21 protein-coding genes, 1 tRNA gene, 1 other RNA gene and 1 pseudogene are annotated in these 24,004 nt (G+C 33.9%); 7 read left to right on the forward strand and 17 right to left on the reverse strand.

The genetic code is table 11. From position 1 onward, the window contains the following. Nucleotides 1-27: 27 nt before the first annotated feature. The 4 genes and pseudogenes from ACE38P_RS04540 to ACE38P_RS04555 form a co-directional block, all read right to left on the reverse strand. Nucleotides 28-877, reverse strand: a pseudogene (locus ACE38P_RS04540) (IS630 family transposase); the annotation flags it as partial. Between the two features lie 53 nt (nt 878-930). After that, complete coding sequence (locus ACE38P_RS04545) at nt 931-2,139, reverse strand: hypothetical protein (protein ID WP_374699588.1); 1,209 nt, start codon at nt 2,137-2,139, stop codon at nt 931-933. A 355-nt stretch (nt 2,140-2,494) separates the two neighbouring features. Then, complete coding sequence (locus ACE38P_RS04550) at nt 2,495-2,755, reverse strand: transposase (protein ID WP_374699589.1); 261 nt, start codon at nt 2,753-2,755, stop codon at nt 2,495-2,497. A gap of 193 nt (nt 2,756-2,948) precedes the next feature. Next, nucleotides 2,949-3,245 (reverse strand): transposase, encoded by a 297-nt coding sequence (locus ACE38P_RS04555; RefSeq protein ID WP_265041731.1) that lies wholly within the window; start codon nt 3,243-3,245, stop codon nt 2,949-2,951. A gap of 311 nt (nt 3,246-3,556) precedes the next feature. Between ACE38P_RS04555 and ACE38P_RS04560 the strand changes: the two genes are divergently transcribed. Continuing rightward, complete coding sequence (locus tag ACE38P_RS04560) at nt 3,557-4,210, forward strand: glutathione S-transferase family protein (RefSeq protein ID WP_010403901.1); 654 nt, start codon at nt 3,557-3,559, stop codon at nt 4,208-4,210. Here the strand turns inward: ACE38P_RS04560 and ACE38P_RS04565 are convergent. After that, complete coding sequence (locus tag ACE38P_RS04565; RefSeq protein ID WP_264686759.1) at nt 4,182-4,859, reverse strand: O-methyltransferase; 678 nt, start codon at nt 4,857-4,859, stop codon at nt 4,182-4,184. The genes ACE38P_RS04560 and ACE38P_RS04565 overlap by 29 nt on opposite strands. 251 nt (nt 4,860-5,110) lie before the next feature. On the opposite strand from ACE38P_RS04565, the gene ACE38P_RS04570 reads away from it, so the two are divergent. Beyond that, a complete protein-coding gene (locus tag ACE38P_RS04570; RefSeq protein ID WP_010403908.1) occupies nt 5,111-5,389 on the forward strand; it encodes a DUF2671 domain-containing protein in 279 nt (92 codons plus the stop codon). A gap of 28 nt (nt 5,390-5,417) precedes the next feature. Here ACE38P_RS04570 and ACE38P_RS04575 read toward each other — a convergent pair whose 3' ends face one another. From ACE38P_RS04575 to ssrS, 3 genes are all read right to left on the reverse strand, one after another. Then, the gene (locus tag ACE38P_RS04575) at nt 5,418-6,110 is read right to left on the reverse strand and encodes a thioredoxin domain-containing protein (RefSeq protein ID WP_179945644.1); all 693 of its coding nucleotides are present in this window, start codon (nt 6,108-6,110) and stop codon (nt 5,418-5,420) included. Nucleotides 6,111-6,163: 53 nt separating this feature from the next. After that, nucleotides 6,164-6,625, reverse strand: coding sequence for a type II toxin-antitoxin system RatA family toxin (locus ACE38P_RS04580; protein ID WP_254229976.1), 462 nt, complete (start codon nt 6,623-6,625; stop codon nt 6,164-6,166). 17 nt (nt 6,626-6,642) lie between these two features. Next, nucleotides 6,643-6,804: non-coding RNA, 6S RNA (gene ssrS / locus ACE38P_RS04585), on the reverse strand. Between the two features lie 117 nt (nt 6,805-6,921). Between ssrS and ACE38P_RS04590 the strand changes: the two genes are divergently transcribed. Both ACE38P_RS04590 and ACE38P_RS04595 read left to right on the forward strand, forming a co-directional pair. Then, entirely contained in the window at nt 6,922-7,506 is a 585-nt protein-coding gene (locus ACE38P_RS04590) for a phospholipid-binding protein MlaC (RefSeq protein WP_179945643.1), read from the forward strand. Continuing rightward, complete coding sequence (locus tag ACE38P_RS04595; RefSeq protein WP_064085350.1) at nt 7,503-8,801, forward strand: bifunctional folylpolyglutamate synthase/dihydrofolate synthase; 1,299 nt, start codon at nt 7,503-7,505, stop codon at nt 8,799-8,801. The genes ACE38P_RS04590 and ACE38P_RS04595 overlap by 4 nt, the downstream gene beginning before the upstream one ends. 308 nt (nt 8,802-9,109) lie before the next feature. Here the strand turns inward: ACE38P_RS04595 and tnpC are convergent, their stop codons facing one another. The 5 genes from tnpC to ACE38P_RS04620 form a co-directional block, all read right to left on the reverse strand. Continuing rightward, the gene (tnpC, locus tag ACE38P_RS04600) at nt 9,110-10,492 is read right to left on the reverse strand and encodes an IS66 family transposase (protein WP_374699327.1); all 1,383 of its coding nucleotides are present in this window, start codon (nt 10,490-10,492) and stop codon (nt 9,110-9,112) included. Between the two features lie 51 nt (nt 10,493-10,543). Next, complete coding sequence (locus ACE38P_RS04605) at nt 10,544-10,687, reverse strand: hypothetical protein (RefSeq protein WP_374699590.1); 144 nt, start codon at nt 10,685-10,687, stop codon at nt 10,544-10,546. Nucleotides 10,688-11,055: 368 nt separating this feature from the next. After that, nucleotides 11,056-11,199: a hypothetical protein gene (locus ACE38P_RS04610; protein WP_264686763.1), complete on the reverse strand. Its 144-nt coding sequence runs from the start codon at nt 11,197-11,199 to the stop codon at nt 11,056-11,058. Nucleotides 11,200-12,020: 821 nt separating this feature from the next. After that, the gene (locus ACE38P_RS04615; RefSeq protein ID WP_264376144.1) at nt 12,021-12,500 is read right to left on the reverse strand and encodes a DUF4231 domain-containing protein; all 480 of its coding nucleotides are present in this window, start codon (nt 12,498-12,500) and stop codon (nt 12,021-12,023) included. A gap of 62 nt (nt 12,501-12,562) precedes the next feature. Further along, nucleotides 12,563-12,647: transfer RNA gene (locus tag ACE38P_RS04620), tRNA-Leu, on the reverse strand. A gap of 62 nt (nt 12,648-12,709) precedes the next feature. On the opposite strand from ACE38P_RS04620, the gene tldD reads away from it, so the two are divergent. Continuing rightward, nucleotides 12,710-14,140 (forward strand): metalloprotease TldD, encoded by a 1,431-nt coding sequence (tldD, locus tag ACE38P_RS04625; RefSeq protein ID WP_264686764.1) that lies wholly within the window; start codon nt 12,710-12,712, stop codon nt 14,138-14,140. Nucleotides 14,141-14,748: 608 nt separating this feature from the next. On the opposite strand, the gene ACE38P_RS04630 is transcribed toward tldD, so the two are convergent. From ACE38P_RS04630 to ACE38P_RS04645, 4 genes are all read right to left on the reverse strand, one after another. After that, nucleotides 14,749-15,165, reverse strand: a complete 417-nt coding sequence (locus ACE38P_RS04630; protein WP_374699591.1) for a transposase — start codon at nt 15,163-15,165, stop codon at nt 14,749-14,751. A 181-nt stretch (nt 15,166-15,346) separates the two neighbouring features. Beyond that, the gene (locus ACE38P_RS04635) at nt 15,347-15,643 is read right to left on the reverse strand and encodes a transposase (RefSeq protein ID WP_264730231.1); all 297 of its coding nucleotides are present in this window, start codon (nt 15,641-15,643) and stop codon (nt 15,347-15,349) included. 424 nt (nt 15,644-16,067) lie between these two features. Continuing rightward, nucleotides 16,068-19,541, reverse strand: a complete 3,474-nt coding sequence (locus ACE38P_RS04640; protein ID WP_374699592.1) for an ankyrin repeat domain-containing protein — start codon at nt 19,539-19,541, stop codon at nt 16,068-16,070. A 9-nt stretch (nt 19,542-19,550) separates the two neighbouring features. Then, nucleotides 19,551-20,528, reverse strand: coding sequence for a hypothetical protein (locus tag ACE38P_RS04645; protein WP_264376140.1), 978 nt, complete (start codon nt 20,526-20,528; stop codon nt 19,551-19,553). 98 nt (nt 20,529-20,626) lie between these two features. Between ACE38P_RS04645 and priA the strand changes: the two genes are divergently transcribed. Together priA and ACE38P_RS04655 are read left to right on the forward strand one after the other, a co-directional pair. Next, nucleotides 20,627-22,924, forward strand: coding sequence for a primosomal protein N' (gene priA, locus ACE38P_RS04650; protein WP_374699593.1), 2,298 nt, complete (start codon nt 20,627-20,629; stop codon nt 22,922-22,924). Between the two features lie 115 nt (nt 22,925-23,039). Then, nucleotides 23,040-23,819 (forward strand): hypothetical protein, encoded by a 780-nt coding sequence (locus tag ACE38P_RS04655; RefSeq protein ID WP_374699594.1) that lies wholly within the window; start codon nt 23,040-23,042, stop codon nt 23,817-23,819. Nucleotides 23,820-24,004: the final 185 nt, after the last annotated feature.

A 24,004-nucleotide genomic window follows, 5' to 3' on the forward strand; every position in this document is an offset into this window, starting at 1 on the left:
TCACTTTTTTATTTGTGGGTAAAAGTGAGGGTTCAGTTCAGGTGAGTATGGAGGTAAATAAATTATAGTAATATTTTCTGGAATTTTTAGACTTTTTGACTTATGCCAACTGGCACAATCCATGATAAGAAAGGCCTCTTTGTTTCCCAAGCTTTTCGACATCTGTTCTAAAAATATGTTCATACAGTCGGTATTTACATATGGAAAAAGTAAGCTACAGTCCTCTCCGCTCCTGTAATTTACTGCGCTGTAAAGATAGAAATTTTCCCTACCAATTTTTACTTTAATTTGTGTTCTTGATCCCTTTTTAAACCATCCGTGCCCAACTTTCGAGTGTGTTCCAAATCGCGATTCATCGAAGAAAAATATCTCCTTTTTTGGGTTCTTCTGTACAATTTTATTGAGATTTTTTTTTGTACTCTTCTTGCTTGTTTTTGTCTTGTTTATGGTGCACTGGACGTGGCGTGATGTAAGAAAACTTCATCTTTTGTACTTCACTGTGTACTGTAGATTTACTAATATTTAAAGCAAATTCTTTCTGGATTTTTAACCTTACTTCCTTGATAGTAATGTTTGGATTTTTCTCCACCCACATCTCGATTTGCTTGCGTTGACTCTGGTTTAATATACTTTTTTTTCGCCGTTCAGGTGGGACAAACAATCTTTCTACCCTTCCAAATTTTAAATGTTTTATCCATTCTTTCAGCGCAGTTCTTGAGATACACCATACCCTTGCTACCTCTGATATACTATATTTTTTCGCTGCAATTACAGCCTGTAATTTTTTTGAAACATATGCGTTATTTCTCACCTTTTTTAACATTTCTTTTGCCAAGTTTACAACTTTTTCATCTAATAATTTTGACCTTAGTGCCATTCTTAACCTCAATGATTATACCTGCTTGAGTATAACTTCATCACACATATTGTCTATTTGTTTGTTTTGTAACTGGAGTTGGTATTACTAGTTGATGTCTGCTTTTTTGCAGAACATTGGTCAGGCTGTGATATAGAAGGTTGGTTAAATGTTGTTTTGGGCTTATTAAAAGAAGATCGTGCTGAAGATCGTGCTGAAGAAGGGCCAAAGCCACTATCTTTAGCCGAAGCATCATCCCCACCTTTACCTTCACCATAGTAGTCGGGCCTAAGGAATTTGCTTGAGTTTTTAGCATGTGATTTACCTATAACTGAATTCTTAGGTGAATCACCAAAACCACTATCTGCACTTGTATCTGCACTTGGTCCATCCGTCCCTACTTTTTCTTCAGAAGGGGCAAGAGTTTGTGGTTTCATAGCTGGCACACGCGCAGGATCAATGGACAGTTTATAATCCTCATTGATTACAGAGCTCTCTATGATCTTATCCATCACGCAGTAAGCAATGTCTCGGTTAAAAAAGTCTATTGCATATATTCGTCCGTCACCATATGTTGGCAGACCTCTTTCTGCAATATCATCTTTTACATCACGCAATACTTTTGTACCACCAAACACCTTATTATTAATATGATCAACTTCTTTTTCATTTAAAAACTCTATGTAATTATCATAATCAATAACAGGAGCCAAAATTGAATACTCATCTTCACTTTCTTTATGGGAAGTATGCCACATAGAATCAATTGGTAGGTGCGGTAGTGCCTTACAAATTAAATCAACAATTGCGAACTTCAGAGTTTTATTCATTTCATCCTCGGTATTTGGATTATCATCCTCGGTATTTGGAGTATCAAAACAACGGCATGTCAGAGATACTATATGCTTTACTATGTCTTTAACAAGCTTAGGATTATCAAAAATGCTTTTCTTTAGATATACATAATTTCCTTTCTCTTCTAAAAAATCCTTAGTTTTTTTAGGACCATTTTCATAACCTGTTATCCTCGATGAGAGCAAATCTACAAAAGAACGTTGCAAATTTCTATCAACACACTCCGCACCATATAGATAAGATCCCTTATCAAAGACTTCATCAATTATATTATAATCTACATACTTTTCTATCTCCTTCTCTATATCATTTGGTAGCTCCTCAAAACCTAGTTCCGATTTTTTGTCTTCTTTTTTTTGCTCTTTAATAAGATCTGTTGCAAATCGCGCGATTTCATTGGCTAGTAAAAACTTTAGATTAGAAACCACCTCTTTCCTCATTGGCACCAAAAATTTATTACCTTCAGGCAATTTCTTTTGGTAAGAGTTAAAAGGAAAAAACTCTGTATAAAAACAATCATCACTAATAGTGTCATCAGAATGCCTTTTTTTCCTGTCATCCCAGTCTGGGATGGCTTTGTTGCATCACACTTTATGAGATGGTGATTTATGGTAAATTCATGTAACTATCTCAAATTTAGCCATACCAATATCAGTGAATTTATTAAGCAAATAGCATTTAGTTCTTTTTCTCGATTTATCTCAGATTTATTCCTAAAACTAAATCCGAATATTTGCTTTAATCTTGAGAAAAATCCTTCTATATAAGATCTTTTCCCATAATTTACTTCTTTTTCCATTCTTTCATGCCATCTTCACCGTATAATTTTATTAACCTAATAGCAGCATTTCTGTCAGACATATAATCTATTTTTGAATGTTCTGCTGCATCCTTTTTTGGTAGAACTTTTGTCTTTATATCGTATTTCTTACACAATTTATAAAGTTTTTGCCTATCGTATGCCCTATCTGCATATAATGCTTTTATTTTGTGCTGAAAATTAACTTCTTCAAGCAAATCGCAAGTGGTCAGAGTAGACGCCATTACTGTATCTTGCAGCTATAGCTTTTTTACTATTCACACTTAACATAACATGTAACTTTCTTACTTGCTCGTAGCTTCGGTACTTTCTATCTGCACTGTTTTCCTTACTGTGGCCAGGAGTGTTACTGTAAATTTGTGCTATCTATGATAATTTCAATATTTTCCATGTTGCTTTTATCAATCCTGCAATCATTTATCTTAATATTAAGTTTTTTTTGATGCTTGTGAATAGCTGCAAATTTTTTCCTATTTGTTGCAGATATCCTTTTATAAACCCGACTGTTTGTCTTAAACCAATTCTAAAGAAACTGACGATTATATGCACTAAAATCACAACTTTATCACTATAAATATAGTTGCCGCCCTGCATTTTTGGACAATTCTCGTACCAATTTTCTATGGCGTCATTGATATAACAAAAAATGCTTCCTCTTTCTTGGAGAAATTTGTTATATTCATGGCAGTTACTGACTCTCATTTTTTGTGGCATATTTTTTCTTCAACAGTTAAATGGCTATTTATAATGAATTTTGTCAGTAACTGCCAGTTCTTTTCACTTGAGCGATGCAACAAAGCCATCCCAGTGTCACGCACTGAAATGACACCCTTCCGGTGGGGATTGCTCTCAGACTACAATGTTCGTACAGTTGTACTGGGATTCAAGTATAAAAATATTTGGAAATTATACAATGGACAATGGATTCTAGGAGTATATGTTAAACATAATGAAATAAGCTGGATTCCAATGTCACGTACTGGAATGACAACATATAGGTATTGGAATAACAAAAGAGGAATATTATGATTTTATATCATTTTCCTCTTTGTCCGTTTTCACGAAAAGTTAGAGCTCTTCTCAAGGAAAAAAAGCTGAGTTGTGATTTGGTATATGAAAATCCATGGGAAAAGCGGAATGAATTCATGGAGATCAATCCAATCGGACAAGTACCAGTATTAATAGATAATAACTTTGTAATAGCGGATAGTAATGCCATTTGTGAATATATAGAAGAGACTTACAATAGCGACGTCAAATTACTTGGTTCATCCACTATTATTAAGTCTAAAATACGCGCTTTAATCAATTGGTTCGATAGCAAATTTTACAATGAAGTTACTAAGTATATTATGAATGAAAAAGTAATTACTAACCGCAGCCCTGACTCTAGATTTCTTCATGCAGCTCAGAATAACCTGCCTTGCCATATGGAATACATCGAACACTTAATTAACAAGAACGTTTGGCTTGCAACCGATAAGTTCACTTTAGCCGATATTACTTTAGCATCACATATTTCTATAATAGACTACGTAAATAGTTTCCCATGGGAAAAAAGTAAGATTTTAAAAGAATGGTACTCCATTGTTAAATCAAGGCCTTGTTTTCGCGAAATATTATTAGAGAGAGTTTTTGGCTTAACTCCCCCTAGACATTACGCTGACCTTGATTTTTAACTTGCGTGAGTTTTAAAGCTACAGTCATTCCTTCGTCAGTAGGAATCAATATGGAGAAATATTTTTTTTCATCTGACAATCTATCGTTAAACTCTCTCATAGCACGCCATGACTTTTCTGATACTTCTTTTGGAGGAGATTCTAAAAATACTGTATCAAATAATAGAGTGTTATCTGCAACGATTAGCCCATCTTGTTTAATGTATGACTCTGCCCAATCTAAATACTTAGGATAACTACTTTTGTCAGCATCGATGAATATCATGTCAAATGGTGCCTTTGCTGATAATTCATTAATTTTTTCCAGTGCATCACCTTCTATTAGAGTAATTTTATCACTTAGATTAAAAGCACTAAAATTTTTTTTTGCTATTCTTGAGTGTTGAGGATTATTTTCTATTGTATATATATGACCATCTTTCGGTAAAGCTTTTACCATACAAATTGACGAATAACCATATAACGTGCCAATTTCAACTATGCTTTTAACTTTATGGATTTTGATAAATAAATTTAATAATTTTCCTTCTTCAGGAGTGATTTGAATACGTTGTTTCTTATCAAGAGTACAATGTTCTTCTATTTTTTTATACTCTTTTGCAAATAAGCTTCTTATGTACAACGATTTTCTGCTAAAGTTATGACGCATTAAGTTTTATAATATAAACTAAGGAGGTTTAATCTATATAAGATTTATAAATATAACAATAGAGTTAAGAATAATAAAATTTTTTTATTTTAAGTTGTTATTTTATAAAGTAAAATTTTAAGTGACAAAGATTATTATATATTTTACTATGGTTAACTAGTATAATAACCAATTGTTATACTAGAATTAAGGGATCGTTTATTTACATCTCTCTTAAAATGTAATTTTTATAATCAATTAGAGGGGGTTATATGTCTTATAACATTGCTAACGAAGTTGAAACGTTAAGCAAGAAATCTAATAATAATGAAGGAGTGAAATTACTGCACAATCCAGCTTATCGCGAGAAGTACAAAGAACGCTTTAACGAAGCTCAGAAAAAAGTTATGGATATGGTCCAATTTTATGATGGAACGATAGTATTAATAGAGAATAAAATTGCTATGTATTATTATGCTTGGCACAGTAAAAAAAGAGAGTTTGAGCGTAAAAAGCAACAAACAGTATCAAAAAATACTGATTCAGCATAGGGTTTTTATATGGTAAGCTAAAGTGTTATTACTTCACTATAGCTTTTCCATATAACTCATCTATTACATTAGTGAAATATTCCAGCTCTCTATATCCTTCATGTTTAATTTTATTATTCTCTACATATGATTTATTATTGTTAAGCTTGACGATAAATACTGGAGTAGCTGTTATACCAAGTTTATTAATTGCAAGTGATTTATCATTTATAATTTTGTCCATCATCTTTTTATCATTAATGCATTGGTTAAATACATCTTGCTTCAAATTGCTTAGTGCAGCAATTTTTTGTAGTATAGTTAAATCACTAAAATTAGAGTAGTTCCACGAGTCTATTGCATTAAACACAGCTTTGTTAAAATTAAAATAGTCTTCTTCTTTTTCATAGCAATAACTTAGCATTGCAGCTTTTAATCCTCTGTAATCTAGAGGAAAATGACGGAATATGTATAACATCTTACCTGTATCTATATACTTCTCTTTGATTTTAGGAAAAACTTTCTTATGAAAAAGAGAACAGTGATAACAAGTGAGCGAAGCATATTCTATCATTAAAATTGGTGCTTTTGGATCACCTAATAATTTATCATCAGGCAGTAGTGACAGTAGTTCTTTTGATGTTATTTCATCAGTTTTTTGAGTGTTGGGTAAGTTTTGTTCAATAGCTGCATAAGAACTAACACTTATAAAAATAAGTAAGAACAATAATCTAAAAATCATTACAATGGAAACACTTAACTTATTAAAGAATTTATGCATTTATATAAATAATGTCAAGATAACTTTTTCTCGGCAACACTTTCTACTCTGTCTTTAAATGCAGCAATTATTTTACTTTGTGTGTATTTATAAACTGAGTTTAATAAGGTGGAAAACAAATTGGATTTAAATTCAAACTTTATATAGAACTCTACCATAGTTTTACTTTCATCTATAGGAGTGAATTTCCATTCGTTGTATAAATGTTTAAATATTCCATTTGACGACACAGCTTTTATCCAACTTTTATTTGCTCCATTTGGAGAAAGAAAGGTCACTTCTGATGTGTAACTTCCTTTAATGCCATGAAAAGCTGCAAGGAGGTCCACAATCATTTGGCTATCAGTTTTTTCTTTTATATAAACAGCTTTGCACCAAGGAACAAAATCAGGATACTTCTCAACGTCAATTACAACTTGAAATATCTCATGAGATGAACAGAAAAAAACACCTTGTTCTTTGTATTGGTGTAACATAAACCTAAATAATGGAAAAGGGATCCATATCTACCGTCAGTCTTAGTAGATTCCTGAGACCTAAAGTTAAGGTGGGCATCACGTACTAATTTCAATGAAATTAACAGAGGCAATTCCCTTGATCAGAAATTATCGCTCGGGAAATTTAACTTAACTCATAACGCATAGCACAGACCCCTAAATTAATTATAGATTATTTATATAGAGTATGTCTATAGATATATTAAAACTAGCGATCATTATTTTGCCTTTGTTAAATTTTGCATTTTAAGTATCATAGCTAATAAATATATCTTATGAATCTTATTAAGTTCTTAACCATTTTTATTGTAATCTCCTCAAGTGCTTACGCGAATTGTATAGGGCACAAAACTTTTGTGCTTGCCATGAAGCAGCAAGTAGACAACACGTCTATGAAAGGGAATAGAAAAAATCTAGAACATGTACAAGAAGAACTTCTGAAAATTATTCAGAATAATGTTGACCTCAAAGGAATATCTCGATTTGTCATAGGGAAATATTGGAATTTATCTACTCAGAAAGAAAAAGAAGAGTTTCTAAAAGAATATGAAGTATATCTCGCGCGCTTGTGCGCTAAAATTTTGTATAAATACATAAATAATAGTGAAATGATCATAATGAGTACAAAAGCAGTTGACGATGAAACTTGTCTGATAGGAACAAGATTTTCTTATGGTGATGAGGAATTTACAAACATTGACTTTAAAGTGACTAAAAATGACAATTCTTTCTTAATAAACGATGTTGTAATGAGTGGGATAAGTATTGCTATTAATCAACGTTCTCAATTTAGTGAAAAAATCGACACGCACGGCATGGCAAGTGTAATAGATGAATTAAAATGTAACAATAATCTATGATATACATGCCTCATTGGCCTAAGCCGCTTGGCAGTAGACCAAAGGATTTTTCTCTTGATCGCATAAAAAGCTCTCTCAATAGATTAGGCAATCCTGAGAAAAAAATACCGCCAATAATTCACATAGCTGGCACTAATGGCAAAGGATCGACACTATCATTTCTAAGATATATAATGCAAGCAGCAGGGTATAAAGTTCATACCTACACTTCTCCACATTTAGTGAATTTTAATGAAAGAATAGTTATTGCAGGCAATGATATCGATGATAGTGAATTACATAACTCACTAGAAGAATGCCGTATAGCAGTCGCAGAACAACCCATCACTCTATTTGAAGCCGCAACGACTGCAGCCTTCTTAGCTTTTTCTCGTCATAAAGCTGATATTACTTTAGTTGAAGTGGGTCTGGGTGGAAGGCTTGATGCAACAAATGTTATAGATAATCCAATTCTAACGATCATCACTTCAATTGCCCTTGACCATACAGAATATCTTGGTCCTACCGTAGAAACCATAGCAGGTGAAAAGGCTGGAATAATGAAACCTAATGTTCCTTGCGTAATAGCACCACAAGAAAAATCTATAATGAACACGCTAGAGCATCATGCAATAAATAAGAAATCTCCTCTGTATAGAGGAGGACTTGAATGGAATTGCGAAAAACAGAATAACAGAATGGTCTTTCAATCGGCTATTCAATCAATAGAATTTTCTTTGCCATCTTTAAAGGGTGAACACCAAATAATCAATGCAGGAAACGCCATTGCAGCATGTAGCATTTTGAGTGGAAAATATGGATTTGATATTGGAGAAGAGGACATTGCTTCAGGTTTACAGAGCACTTATTGGCCTGCGCGGCTAGAGTCTATAAAAGAAGGTAATTTAATTTCTTTATTACCAAAAGATTGGCAATTATTTCTAGATGGTGCACACAACAATGATGGTGCCAGAGTGTTAGCTAGGTGGGTAAAAGACAATTTTGCTGAAGGTGTTTATATGATCTTTGGTGTCACTCGTAACAGAAACGTCGCAGAGTTCTTAGAGCACTTAAAGCCATACATCAAACTACTATGCGCCGTTTGTGTTAAATCTGAACCTAAAGCAACAAGTACAGATTTAATCAGAGAAGGAGCTAATAATATAGGAGTAAATGCTATTGAATGTGAATCAATCGGTGATGCAATATCAAATCACATACTAAAAGCCTCTATTCAAAACGTCAAAACCATACTAATTTGTGGCTCGTTATTTTTAGCCAGAGATTTGAGTATGGAGAATAATCAACCTACTTGATGAGCCGAGACGTTAAAAGCACCATCAGGATTTACAATGCTGCTTGGCTTTTCGGTTGATGCTCCTATAGGTACATTTTGTTCATCACCTATTCCTTCAGTTTTTACAAGATTTACAACTTTTCTCTAGTAGATTTCACTTGCTAAGTGTAGTAATAAACTACAACCTAGTACTGTAGCAAATCCAATGAGTATTTTACTGTCTACGCAACTAGATTGATACTGTAACACCAAACCTGCTATTAATAAAATAGGAGGGAGATAACTCGAACATTGGGAAGTAAAAATGTATCCGTTCAGCAGAGTGGTTTAAGAAACGATAGATAGAAGATTGTGAAAAGGGTTTAGCCTCCTCTGTTTCCATGTTAAGTATAACGAAATTATTTGCTCAAGGAATGAGTTTCCTCGTTCTGATTGTGTAAAATATGAATTTTTGCGATAAACGACATAATGCCGTATTTGCCGTTCAGCGTGATTATTTGTCAGCGGAGTATTTTCTGGGTCATCTAAAAATTTCCACATCATTCTTTCAGATTTCAAAATATTCTTTGCAACTCGAGACGCTCCAATTGCTTCAGGTAAGCGAGATATTTCCTTCAAATAATACCTTGTACGTTTTCGCAATTTCTTGGCACGTCTAATAAATCTTGAAACATCTATCTCATTTTTTAGTAAAGCTTTTTTCAGTGCAAATAACTCAGTGGCTACATTTCTCAAGTAACAGCCCAGAACTTTAACTTCAAATTTCCAACTATGCGCTAATCTTTCAAAATCCCTTGCTAAGTGTGCCCAACAGATTTGCCTTCTTTCATTAGCAAAGTAGTTGTATGCTGCATATCTGTCGGTTACTACCAAGCTATTACGATTGCAGCATACACTATTTTTTAAAACTTTCATTCCCCTTGACTCTGTCAACTTCACAAAACTTGCCGTATTGCTTGCAAACATCCAACACCAAGCGAGTTTACCTTTGTTATAATGGCTCGTTTCATCAATATGTAGAACTTTACTCCTACTTATCTCTTGTTCGATCTGCTCATACATTTTTTTGCATTTTGAAGCAACTCTATGTTCACTATTTGATATGCTACCGACGCTTATGTTCAAATTGAAGATATCATTTATGATGCTAGCTACTTCGCGCTTTGAATTTTTATAAAACCCACTGAGTGCTGCAACTACTGACTTAACCCTTGGGCCAAATGTATCTGGCGTAACACCCTCTGGTAACTTGCTACTTCTTCTTTTTCCGCATCTCTGACAACGGCCATGTTCCAACTGATATTCCATTACATAAGCCTTAATCTCCGGAAGATCTACTTTCTGATGAATATAAGGTTTTTCGCATATTGCAATCTTCCCTCCGCATTCGCAAGTAGGTGACAACTCTATCTTTATCACCTCATCTGCTTCCATTTTAGCACGATAATTACCCTTATGCCCAACTTGACCACCAATCTTTCTTTCGCTTTTTGGCTTTTCCTTTTTCATTTTGTATAATTCTTTTGAATTGGGAATTGATGAGTTTTTTGAATTTAAACCTAGCCTTTCCTTTAATTCAGCGTTCTCTATCTTTAAAGCCTCATGCTCTGCTTTTAAACTTTCATTCTCTCTTTCCAATCTTTCTATTTTTGCTTCTAACTTTTCTATTTTTTGCTGTAAATTTTTGCAGAGTTCTAAAAGGTTTACCATATTACCTCATATTTACCCTATGATTATCTTTATTATCTTGCTTTGTCTACCTTATTTTGCCGCTCTGCTGAACGGACACGTAAAAATGAAATATTTAAATCTTTTACTTTTTAATATTTCTTCCCATCTCTCTTCTTGATCTAAATTTTCACTTTGTTCCCGTTGAGAATTTTGCAAATCTACAATTTCTTTCATTAAAGGTGATATCAAATAAATAGATAAGAAAAAAGTTGTAACAAATGTTATTAGGCTCGCACTAAACAAAATGCCAGGTGTATCAGTAAAATTAGCAGCCTTATATAGCTTACACCCCAAGTAAATATACGACACTAATGACGAGATGAACAGTAGGAAGCTTACTAAACTAAAAACAACATAATACTTTGTATGCTTATCATTCTGACCTTGCTAAATTGATTGTAAATACCTTTTCCATTCCTCAGGAATGATTAATCCCTGATTCTTTCCACTTAGTGGTTTAATATATTGCAAAAGTGCTGCTTTATTTCTGTTAAGGGCCTGTATTTTTTCATCGCTACCTCCTGGTTTATCTGGGTGACACTTTATTGATAACCTTCTATAATTTTTGCTATTATATTAGATATTTCTAAGAAGTTACGACCTTCTACTTCTTGCACTTGAATGCCTATCTCTTTAAATAAACTTTCATTATAATCATATTCTCTTTTTCTTAGCTTATAGCCCATGTCTCCACCTCATAAATTAACTAACTATTAATACTTTATAATATATAAATTTCCAAATCATTTCATTCATGCTTATTGTATGAATTATTTCTTTCACGACTACCATGACAAGTGTATGAAAGTTATCATTTAGTGCATAATAGTGCTTCAATGTTTAGGGTTACAGTTTTCATTGGTCATTTGAGTTACTCAAATCCAATTCATGCCAGTTCTATCTATCCTGTCATTTAAGTAGCCCTTTTTGTGTAATCCCAGTACCCTCTCTTTGATGTCATCCAAGTAGCTTACACTGGCTTTCCGTAATCTCAAAAAACGTTGTGTTTTAGCATAATTTTGTGCTCAATATGCTTGTTTATAGTAAAAATTTCTGGATTTCAGCATCAAATGCTGGAATATGGGTATCATTCAAGTAGCCCTTTGTTGTCATCCCAGTGCTCCGACACTGGGATCCAGGAACCAGCGTCACGCGCTGGCTCTCTAAAATTACTTTAGCTACAAATATTAAGAAATTTACTAAATAAAAAAAAGACAAAAAACCCCCCGTATAGCGAGTTTTAATAATGTAAATTGATAATGTGCTAACGCTTAAAATAAGCGCGATTTGGCTGAATGTAGAAAAAATTTAAAAGACATGCAGCCGCTATAATTTTTATGTAATTTGCCAATAAATGTCTGAGTTTTTTACTGAATTTTGTTATTAAATCCGCGGAGATTAAAAACAAGGATAAATACTCTTACTTTCATAGTAAGGGGGATGGCGTAATTTGTCAAGTTAAATAAGCTAATTTATTAACATGTGATAATTAGACAGCTATCGTGGATTAAATGTTCAAATGACTACTAGATTTTAGATTATTACTTTCATCTATTTGCGGCTGACTAATCATAGTACAAACGAAATTGGTTGCCATAAAGGTACAGCCTAGAATAAAAAAAGCAGTAGAAATGAAAGGAATAATAGGAGATTCGAGAGGCAATATATATATTATTCCTCCTATTAAAAATGAAACGCTAGATGCAATATCAAGACAGATCTTCATTAGTTTCTCTTGCCGAGGAACGAGTTGCTTATTAAGGTCACGCTGCCTGAAATGATCAGTTAATGACCATACATTTAAGACAAGAGAAAGTGCACTTAGTATAGTGCTGGCAATAGTAAAATACAAGCTTAAGGCAGAAATATTCAAAGCTAATGCTGCTATGTACCCACTCAAAGAAGCAATAGATAATGCAGTAACTAAGCGTTTTGAATAAGTTCTTATTTTCTTTCTGTAAACAAGCCTCTCTTTGTCGCAACTCATAAACTTAAGTATAGTAAATATGTTATATTATAGCATTAATTAACTCAAAAATCAATATAGAGTGCCCGAGAGAAGACTTGAACTTCCACAACTTAAAAAGTTACTAGCACCTGAAGCTAGCGCGTCTACCAATTCCGCCACCCGGGCTTTTTGTGATTTACTATGTTAAAATTAAATAATATACTTAAACAATTTTTAGCTCAAAGGTAATGCCAAATCTAGATCAAATATTTTTTGCTCAGAACAATGTTAATATTAATAATGTATATAAAATAGTCAACAACGCTTTGAGCAATAGTGATGGTGGTGAGCTATTTTTAGAGTTTTGCCAATCAGAGTCCCTGGTTTTTGATGATAACATATTGAAACACATGGATTTGAATATCAGAAGGGGATTTGGGTTAAGGTCCTTTTGTGAGGATAGTACGTCTTTTGTTTGCTCTTCTGAAATTAGCGAAAAGGAAATTAGTAACGCTGCTTCTATAGTGAAAAACTCAGTATCTTTAAACAAAACAAATTCAATAAACTTAAATGAGGGAACAAGAGAGCTGTATTCAAAGATTAATCCCATAAATGAAATGGATCTGAACTCAAAGATTAAACTACTCAATGAGGTTAATGAGTATGTAAGGTCCAAGAATAACTACGTGAAGCAAGTAAAAATAACTCTAAGTGGAGAATGGCAAGTTGTACAAATAATAAAGGGTGATCACAGGTTAAGCGATATTAGGCCTTTGGTACGTTTTAATGTATTAGTCATCCTAGAGAAAAATGGCCGAGCTGAGAAAGGCTCTTCAGGGCACGGTGGAAGAGACTCTTATAGTAAGTTTGTTTCTGAGAAGAAGTGGAAAGAAGTTGCAAATCAAGCGTTAGAGCAAGCGCTGGTAAATCTTGAGGCAATTCCAGCTCCGGCTGGAGAGATGACAGTTGTTTTAGGTTCAGGTTGGCCAGGAATATTATTGCATGAAGCTGTAGGTCATGGACTTGAAGGTGATTTTAACCGTAAAGGAATCTCGGCATTTTCAAATTCTATGGGTAAACAAGTGGCAGCCAGTAACATTACTGTAATTGATGATGGAACTCTACCTAATTTGCGTGGTTCTATTAGCATAGACGATGAAGGTACTTTACCTGGCTATAATGTGCTTATAGAAGATGGAATTCTAAAAGGATATATGCAAGATCATATGAACGCTAAACTCATGGGTGTAAGCCCAACTGGTAATGGTAGAAGAGAAAGTTACAAAGAAGTTACCATGCCACGCATGACAAACACCTATATGTTGCCAGGAAAATATACACCAGAAGAAATAATATCCAGTGTAAAGAGAGGCCTATATGCAGTAAATTTTGGTGGTGGACAAGTTGATATAACATCAGGAAAATTTGTTTTCTCATCTTCGGAAGCTTACCTAATAAAAAATGGTAAAATTACACAACCAGTCAAAGGAGCAACGCTAATTGGTGATGGGCCAACAGTGCTAAAAAAAGTATCAATGATTGGTAATGATCTAAAGTTAGATCCTGGTGTTGGTACGTGCTCAAAAGACGGACAAAATGTGCCTGTTGGAGTTGGTCAGCCAACACTCAAGGTCGATGCAATAACTGTTGGTGGAACTGAATATGTAGATAAGGGCTAAGCGAACTCAGCTCATGCTGTACAATTATATTGTAACCATTATTCAAGTAGCTCATATAGATGCAAAAACTACTTAACAAATCTCTCTGCCTTCCTTGCTATAACGTGTATAACAATCTCACAAAAAATAATATCATAGAATTCAATAGGTGATCTTTAAAAAATCCTTAAGGAAAGTAAAATACTGTTTAAATAGGCCGATATAGATGGTTTTACGATATAATAAAATTATTATAAACAAGAACTTATAAACTCTAGCAAATGAATTTGTGAGTTTAGTGGTGTTAGGAATACCTGGCTCTTTTATGTGGATTGACATTCTCAATAACCTGCTCTAGAGATAGATTATATAATTTTGACAAGGTTCTTGGCATGTGATATTTTTCTCGAATATAGGTAATGGTATAAATGACTTTATATCTATATCCAGCTCTAGGGGAAGATCTTCAATGTTTACGTCCATCCCTGATAAAGGATATTCTATGTCCATGTGCAGCTTTGGGGGATAGTTCTACTTTGAAGATTTCTTTCACTTTTACTATTGCGACTCCCGATTGGCTTTGTTGCATCACACTTTATGAGATGGTGATTTATGGTAAATTCATGTAACTATCTCAAATTTAGCCACACCAATATCAGTGAATTTATTAAGCAAATAGCATTTAGTTCTTTTTCTCGATTTATCTCAGATTTATTCCTAAAACTAAATCCGAATATTTGCTTTAATCTTGAGAAAAACCCTTCAATATAAGATCTTTTTCCATAAATTGCTTCCTTTTTCCACTCTTTTACACCATCTTGTCCATATAATTTTATTAACCTAATAGCAGCATTTCTGTCAGACATATAATCTATTTCTGGATGTTCTGCCGCATTGTTTATTGGTGGAATTTTTGTCTTTATATCATATTCGTTACACAACTTATAAAACTTGTGCCTATCACATGCTCTATCTGCATATAGTGCTTTTATGGCATGCTGAAAATCAACTTCTTTTAGCAAATCACAAGTGATCAGAGTAGACACCGTTACTGTATTTTACAGCTATGGCTTTTTTGTTGTTTATATTCAACATTACGTGCAATTTTCTCGTTTGCTCATAGCCACTCTGTCAGTGCTATTTTCCTTGCTGTGTGTTGTTGTATATACTAATTCCTGTACTGTCTATAGCAATTTCGATATCTTCTATATTATTTTCTGCAATCATTTATCTTAATATTAAGTTTTTTTTGATGCTTGTGAATAGCTGCAAATCTCTTCCTATTTGTTGCAGATATCCTTTTACAAACCCTACCGTTTGTCTTAAGCCAATTCTAAAAAGATTAACGATTATATGCACTAAAATCACAACTTTATCACTATAAATATAGTTGCCGCCCTGCATTTTTGGACAATTCTCGTACCAATTTTCTATGGCGTCATTGATATAACAAAAAATGCTTCCTCTTTCTTGGAGAAATTTGTTATATTCATGGCAGTTACTGACTCTCATTTTTTGTGGCATATTTTTTCTTCAACAGTTAAATGGCTATTTATAATGAATTTTGTCAGTAACTGCCAGTTCTTTTCACTTGAGCGATGCAACAAAGCCATCCTATGGTCAAGCCATAGGATGACAGGAGAAGGAAACACTGGGATGAAAGCAAATGAAACCACTGGAACGTTTATTTTTGAAAGTAAGTTGCATAGTAGATGATGTCATTCCAGTACTTGATACTGGAATCTAGGAATTTTGATTCTAAATTAGGTATTGGTATGGCTAAATTTGAAATCATTACATAAATTTGTCGTAAACCATCACTGCTTAAGGTGCTATGCAACAAAGCCATCCCAGTGTCGAAGCACTGGGATGACAGGATAAGGAAACGCTGGAATAAAAATAGAAGATCTAATTCCTTATATCAATTAATTCTCATCCACCTTTTATGTTACATAAACTCATCACTTTTATAGAACATCTCATTAAAATCATTCAAAATTCCAAAATCTTGATTTTTAATAAATAGATGCCCATCTGCAATATAGGACTCAGCAAGAGTAAATGGTTCATCATGATGCTGTGATGCTGGCCTAACAATTTCATTGTACAAAACCATTACTTGCTCATAATTGTATCCACTACCATCATGATATTTACCACGTATAGTGTCATAAAAATTTCTTACATCATCATACGTAACTTGCAGTTCTACCTTATATTTCCCTATTTCAACAGCCTCACCCACTTTGATTTTTAAAGGATGTTGTGATTCTTCTTTCACATTATCTATAACAATTGTTTCCTCTTGCTTCTCTTCGTCTCCTCTTATCGATCTTTTACTCCTTTCTTCACTCGCAGGTTGATCTGCTGGCATTTGGTCTATATCGTTAGATTCTTCTTCTTGCATAGTAATTTTTTTGAGATAGCTAAGCATATCCTTTCCAGCTTTTTCCCAAGTTGCAGCTTCTTTTGAAAGCTCACGATAATAAGAATCATTATCGCCTTTGCTATCTATTACATCTCTTGCTAGTCCTTTCTCTTCTGCCCATGACTCAGCATGTTCAACAAGTGTCCTGCCATCTTTGCCTACAACGTCAACGTCAGCTTTGTTTTTTATTAGATATTCTATTGTATCTAACTTTCCATGCCTCACTGCATGAACTAAAGGTGTCCAACCATCATTATCCTGAGCATTAATATTCGCACCTTTTTCAACTAACTGCTCTATCATCTTCTTATTCCCAAGATCAACAGCAAGATGCAAAGGTGTTAAGCCGTAGCTATCCTGAATATCAATATCCGCATTATGCTCTATGAGATATTTAACTACTTCCATATTTTTCATGTGCATGGCAAAATGTAGTGGAGATTTACCAGAGCTAATATCACGGGTATCAACATCTATACCACGATCTATTAAGTATTTAGCAATTTCCGTATGTTTTAGCTCAATTGCATAGTGCAGCAGTGTTTGAGCTGACGTGTTTTTGATACCAAGATCTGCGCCATGCTCAATTAAACTCTTAACTATTTCCGAATTCCCTAGCTTAATAGCAGCAAGTAACGGAAAAGTATAATAACTTTTACTATTAGAATCTGCGTTATGATCTAATAGATACTTCACTATTTCTGTATTACCTGAATAAATAGCACTGTATAATGGTGTTTGGGAATAAGCATCTTGAATATTAGGATTTGCACCACGATCTATTAAGTATTTAGCTATCTCTATATTTCCAGACTCAATAGCATAGTGTAAAGGTGTCTTATAATACACATATTTAGTATTAGTTTTCTGATAATAATTGTCATGAACATTAAGATTTGCTCCATGATCAATAAGATATTTTGCTACTTCCGTATTTCCTGACTGAATGGCATAATGTAGTGGCGTTTGTCCATTATGGTCTCTTGTATCAATATATGAATTGTGTTTTAGTAGCGTTGCTACTTTGCTTAAATCTCCCAATGAAGCAGCAAAATGTAAACTAGTCGCACCTGTTACCTTATTTATCTCGTTTACTTTTCCTATAGTATTTTCTACATTATTGTCATCAATATTCACCTTTAAGAAAGGCTGTTTATTATACTTCATAACTTTTGTTGTAACAGCTTTTCCTTGTTCGTCTTCACTCGCTTTTTTAGCAGGTTGCATAGAATCTTCTCTACTGACACTTGATTTAGATTCTATCTTGGTTTTATCACCACTTACATTATGTACTGGGCTATAACCATATAGACCCTTGCCTGCACTTTGTTGGCTTGTTGAACTTTCAACACTGTTAGATTCAACAACATTATATTCCATATGTTGTTCACCACTCAGCTCAGCCTTAACCCATTGTTTAAATTCTTGATCATAACCTTTCAGCTCAGCCAAAAAATCCTCAAATAATTTATTACCTTGAGACCTATTTGCACCAGATTTAGAAAGGCTCTTGAGCAAATTATCAATCATATCTGGGTGTTTATCTTCAAGAAATTTGATCACTTGTTCAGCATCCGAATGATAATGTTCCCCTTTATTACTCCAAATATTATTGCGCAATATTTCATCTGGTTTGAGACCTTTATTCTTTATTGCAATCAAGGCCTCTTTATCTCCGTGGTCATTGACATGCCGACCATCTTCTAAACTTGCCATATAGTTAGCAACCCCTTCATGCATAGCCTTAGATAAGACATCACCTGTACCATAATAGGAATTAATGATAGTTAAGGCGTGTCCCAATTCGTGTTTCAAAGTTTTACACGAGTCATCAAATTGGTCTTGTAGATAAAAATAAACATGAATTTCTGAGCCACGCCCTTGAACTGTTAAGCCAGAAGCGCCTTTATAGTTAACGTTCAACTCCTTAAGATAATTTTCGTAGTCACTCTTTGTATTAAATACGAAAACATTAACTTTATTTGGTATGTTGTGCCAAAGCTGAGAATTATTAATGCCAAATGCTGAATCAAAATCTTTTATAGTACTCTCGATGGCATTTTTTACACTACTCAATTTGCTCTGAGTTAATTCCTCATCATCATATTTTATATTTATTTGAAGCTTGTGTTCGCCAAAAGTCATAACTTCACTATCTGGCACAAGATCTGCCACAATTTTATCGCCACTTTTTACATCCATCCACTGCTTAAATTCTTTTTCAACTTCTGAGTTATTCAAAAGATGCTTGAATTTTGATATCGCTTCTACTCTATCGAAGGACATCTCAGTAAGCAATTGCTTTATGAATTGAGGATGTTTTTCTTGTAGGAATGTCACTAAGCAATCTGATATTCTATAGTCGTTAGACATACTTGCTATTTTATATGGTGTATCATGCCCAGATTCATGCATTTTATTGTATGCTTCTTTTGTATAATGCATATCGCGAGTGCTTTCTTTTTTAGCTGCATCATAGCTCCACATGAAAAGCTTCATACCGGTACGTAAAACTTCAGGTACTGTATCCATATTACCGGTAGAGTACTCAAGAAATGCATCGCTCATTTTTTCCATTAAAATTTTAGATTTTGCACAAAGTAAGCCATTTACATCTCCAACAATAAAAGTCTTTGCTATCGTGCCGTCAGCTTCGTGTGCTCTTACTGTTCCACCACCCCATAATTCTCTATGGTCCTTACCACCTGAAAGTTCCTTGATGTGAGCTTTGTAATCATCGTAATTTTTCAGCACATAAAGCTGCAATTTTACTGGACCAGAATGAACGCTTTTTTGTGAATAGAAATTATCAGACCAGGCTCCGTAAGCATCTTTTACAGTTTGTTTTATATACTCAGGGGTATAACTAGCTAATCCCCCATATTTTACTTCTATTGTAAGCTGATCGTTTATTACTATACTTTCTTTATTTGGAAATAATTTTTTAATCAAAGTTTGTGATTTATCATATTCAGAATTTGTTTTAAATTTCATATCCACCTCTTAAAAATTTTCACTATAAATAAGTCTTGAGAAAAATGCGTTAACTGTAGATTCAGCCTTTACCTTGTTTTTGCACAACTGCTGAGATAGTTGATCATCGCTGAAAAGCCGATTCTTAGTATTGAGATATTTAGCATAGCTTCTAGAATTAAATTCAGGGATTGAGTAGAAACCGCTTTCAAGTTCAAGATAAGAGCTGCTATTCAGAACAAAAAATAAATCGCTCTGGTCAAGCAGTATGTCATAACCAGAGCTCGTGCAATGTAAGTATTCATTGCTTTCATACTCTGCTATGTAGTATTTACTTGCATCAAGATCACCATTAAGCTGTAAAATTGCCGCTGAACGTCCATTCCCAATACTATGGCCTTTTATTACTTTAAGTACTTTAATCTCATCATTTTCTATGAGTTCTCTTAACTTTTCATTCTTTTGATTTAATTCTTCCTCTGCTTTTCTTCTGTCTTCTTCTAATTTTGTTTCTTTTTCAACAAGCTCATTTTGTATTTGCAAAAACATATCTTGAATGGTTAAGCCATTTAGAAAGTAATCCAATACACTTGACACAAACGGCTGCAATTCACCATTATCTTCAAAGCTCTTTTCCTGCTTTTTGTCATATTGAGTGGGATTATAGATTGCATACAGAGGATAAAAACCATAATTCACCTCGTCGAATGATAACTCTATCGAAAATCCGCTCTGATCAAGTGGAAGTTTAGTAGCTAAATATCTACCATTATCATCTCTGACATATAGCTCATTTATACCATAGTGACCACTATATTTGTTGTAATAAATATAAAAATTCTCAGGATTAAGATTAAAGTAATCATCTAAATTGTTAGGTTTACCGAGCTTTTCACGTAGAAAACTCTTGCTCTTATCTGTAAGTTTGATGCGTGTAGAGAAGTAACACCGATCTATTCGGTCACCTTTTTCTATTTCAAAGTCTAGGACTATTTTATCGCTAAACATACAGAATTTCCTCACATTTCCAATATTTATGATTATAAATTGTGTACTATGAAAAAAGCATTAAGGCTTCTTTATGTATCTAAAAACAGCGCTAACTTATGACAAGAACAGTTGACGTATTACTGCCACTTCCAATTGATCAGCTATTTTCATATGCAGTTGAGGAAGATACTGAAGTTTCAATTGGAGATTACGTAGTGGTGCCGTTTGGCAGAAAGCGTTTGATTGGAATAATTTGGAAATATAGTGACGAGAGTGATCAGAAATTAAAATTTGTTGAGCAAAAGATTGATTTACCGAGTATTAGACCAAAACTGATCGAATTTGCAGAGTGGGTTGCGCAGTATAATGTAATACCTATTGGTATGCTTGCGAAAGTGATAATGGGGGGAGTGCTAAAAGTAAATCAAATAAATAAACTAGTTTATGCTGAACAAAAGCAGGAAATAAGCAAAATAGACTACCAATTAAACCCTGAACAGCAAGTAGCTCGCGATAAAGTAATAAGTAATTTGAATGAGTATTCAGTGACTTTACTTGACGGTGAAACCGGGTCTGGGAAAACGGAAGTTTATCTCTCTGTAATTTCACAGTTAATTAAGAATCATAGTATTTACGAACATTGTCTATCCTTCTCCTGTAATTCCAGTGTTTCCTTCTCCTGTCATCCCAGTGCCTACTTTTTTTGCAATTCCAATGCTCTCTTCTCTTGTCATCCCAGTGCTCCGACACTGGGATCCAGTTTTTCATATAATCTCATCACAAACGTTTATTTTAATTTAAGACCAATACCTAATTTAGAATCAAAATTCCTGGATAAACACCGGAATGACACCTTTGTATTTAAGGCAAAACCCACTGTAACACTTAGCATACTGCCTTTGCCAAGCACTGGAATGACAACAGAAGGAGGTAATGCACAAGTCCTTATCCTTCTGCCAGAAATTGTCCTAACTTCACAATTGGTAAATCGTGTTCGCAGTCAGACATCTGGCAATATAGCTGAGTGGCATTCAGGACTTACTCCCAAAGCTCGCCGAAATAATTGGCTTAGTATTGCAAATGGAAGTGCGCAGATCATTATTGGGGCAAGGTCAGCACTTTTTTTACCTTATAAAAACCTAAAATTGATCATCATTGATGAAGAGCATGACTCATCCTTTAAACAAGAACAGGGAATTATATATAATGCTCGAGATATGGCAATTATCTTAGCCAAAATTGAGAACATTCCAATAATTTTATCATCAGCTACTCCGCTGCTTGAAACAATTTATCACGTTAAAAAAGGGAATTACAATCATGTAAAGCTAACCGAACGATTCGGTGGTGCGGAGTTACCGCATATAAAAGTAGTGAATAATAAGCAATGGATTTCCAATGAGCTTTTCGAAGGGATAAAACAAACCATAGAGAAAAAACAGCAAGTTATGCTCTTTCTAAACCGCAGGGGATACGCGCAACTTGCAGTTTGTAAAAAGTGTGGATACAAAATTTCCTGCTCAAATTGCTCTGTCTGGCTTACATACCACAAAAAGAAGAACGTCCTTTTGTGTCACCATTGTTCTTATCAATCAAAACTTCCAGAAAAATGCTCCAATTGTCAAAGTGAGCAGTCATTGCTTCTTTATGGTGTGGGAATTGAAAGGTTAGTTGAAGAAATAGTGAAATTAATACCAAATGCAAAAACTGCGATTATCAGCAGCGATCAGAAGTCGCTTGGTAGCGTCATTGACTCAGTGCTTAAGGAAGAGGTGAATATTATAATCGGTACACAAGTGATTGCCAAAGGGCATAATTTCCCTAAGTTAACTTTGGTTGGAGTGATAAATGCAGATTTAGGACTTGAAAATTCTGATCTTAGGGCAGCAGAAAAGACGTATCAATTATTGCATCAAGTTGCGGGTAGATCTGGGAGGTTCAACGAAAAAGGAACGGTAATAGTGCAAACTAATAATCCTGAAAGTTTGATAATAAAAGCATTGCAGCAGCAAAAAAGGGATTTGTTTTATGAAGTTGAACTTGAGTCAAGACGCAAAGCTAAAATGCCACCATTTAGTAGATTAATAGCGCTTATAGTTTGCGGTAAGGATCAATTTGCAACGCAGAAAGCAGCAAGTGAGATAACAAGCTTTTTGCATGATCAATGTTCAGCTACTATTCCTTCTGCGTTGTCATTCCAGTGCGTGACTAGAAAAAAAGAACTCGAAATTTTTGGCCCATCACCAGCAGCAATAAATTTCTTAAATAATAAATATCGGTATAGAGTGCTACTCAAAATACACAATAAACATAGTTTATCTATAAAGAAAAAGCTAAAATATTGGATTAAAAATTACAACTTGAATTCAAATATTGCAGTAACAATAGATGTTGATCCTGTGAGTTTTTTTTGATGTTATTTGAATTTATTTGACATTCACAGAATTAATTATATTAATTTTTTAATCAATGATTTGACTTTTATTAGAGTTTATTATATTATTGATATAACTAGAATAAGGAGATGGTATGAATACTTTACTTGAAATCGTCTGTAGGCCAGGGATAAAGCATAAAGAAAAAACTAGAGAATTGAAGGCATTTCTTAATAAAAATATCGAAATACCTATTGATAAGGAGTTATTTAAATCAGCTTTATCTATAGAGGATACTGTAGATATAAGAAAAAAGATGGTGTATCTTATTTTGCAACACTGCATTGTATACGATAGTACAAGGTCTAAGAAAGCAGAGATATTGTCATTTAAAAACGTGATGAAGATTTTAGATAAAGCGGTGAATAGATCTGTTACTCCTCAGTATTTCTACAAATTGATCAATTTTCAAGATCAAGATCGAGAGACGTTATTACACCAAGCTGTTAGAAATAATAACACTGGTGCTATAAGAGCCCTTTTGGAACATGTTACAAATCCTTTGATAGAGAATGTAAATAAGCAAATTCCATTAGATTTAGCTCAAGGAAATACAAGAGAAGTACTCATTGAATGTATGAAAAACCAAGCTAAATTGAAAAAAGGAGATGCTAGATGTAATAGTTTGATTGGCATTGTACCTGGAGTTTTTCTTGGCATTGGACTCGGTGTTGGTGGTGCTTTAGTCCCTTCAATGACTATTATATTATGCGCACTCGCAGTATCTGCTCTTGTTGCTGGAATAGCAGTTGGACTGTCTATATATTTCCTAAGTCAAGACTATAAACAGGCTAAATCGATAGAAAAAGCTGTTAACCCTCAACTCTCTTTTGTCAAGCATGAAAAGGCTTATACAAATGAAGCAATGCTATAAGAATAATAACTGTGAGTTTTTTAACATTAGATTTCTTGCATAATCAAGTGTGATCCCAGTGTCAGCTACTTGTATAACAAGAAAGAAGGCACTGGTCTCACATGCATCTAAACGGATACATAACCTTTCATTCACAATTCATCTTTGAATAGCCTAATTTCCTTTAGCTATGAAATAGAGCAAAT

Origin of the sequence: Wolbachia endosymbiont (group A) of Limnophora tigrina (assembly GCF_964263225.1) — a bacterium.
In the GTDB taxonomy this organism is placed as follows: domain Bacteria; phylum Pseudomonadota; class Alphaproteobacteria; order Rickettsiales; family Anaplasmataceae; genus Wolbachia.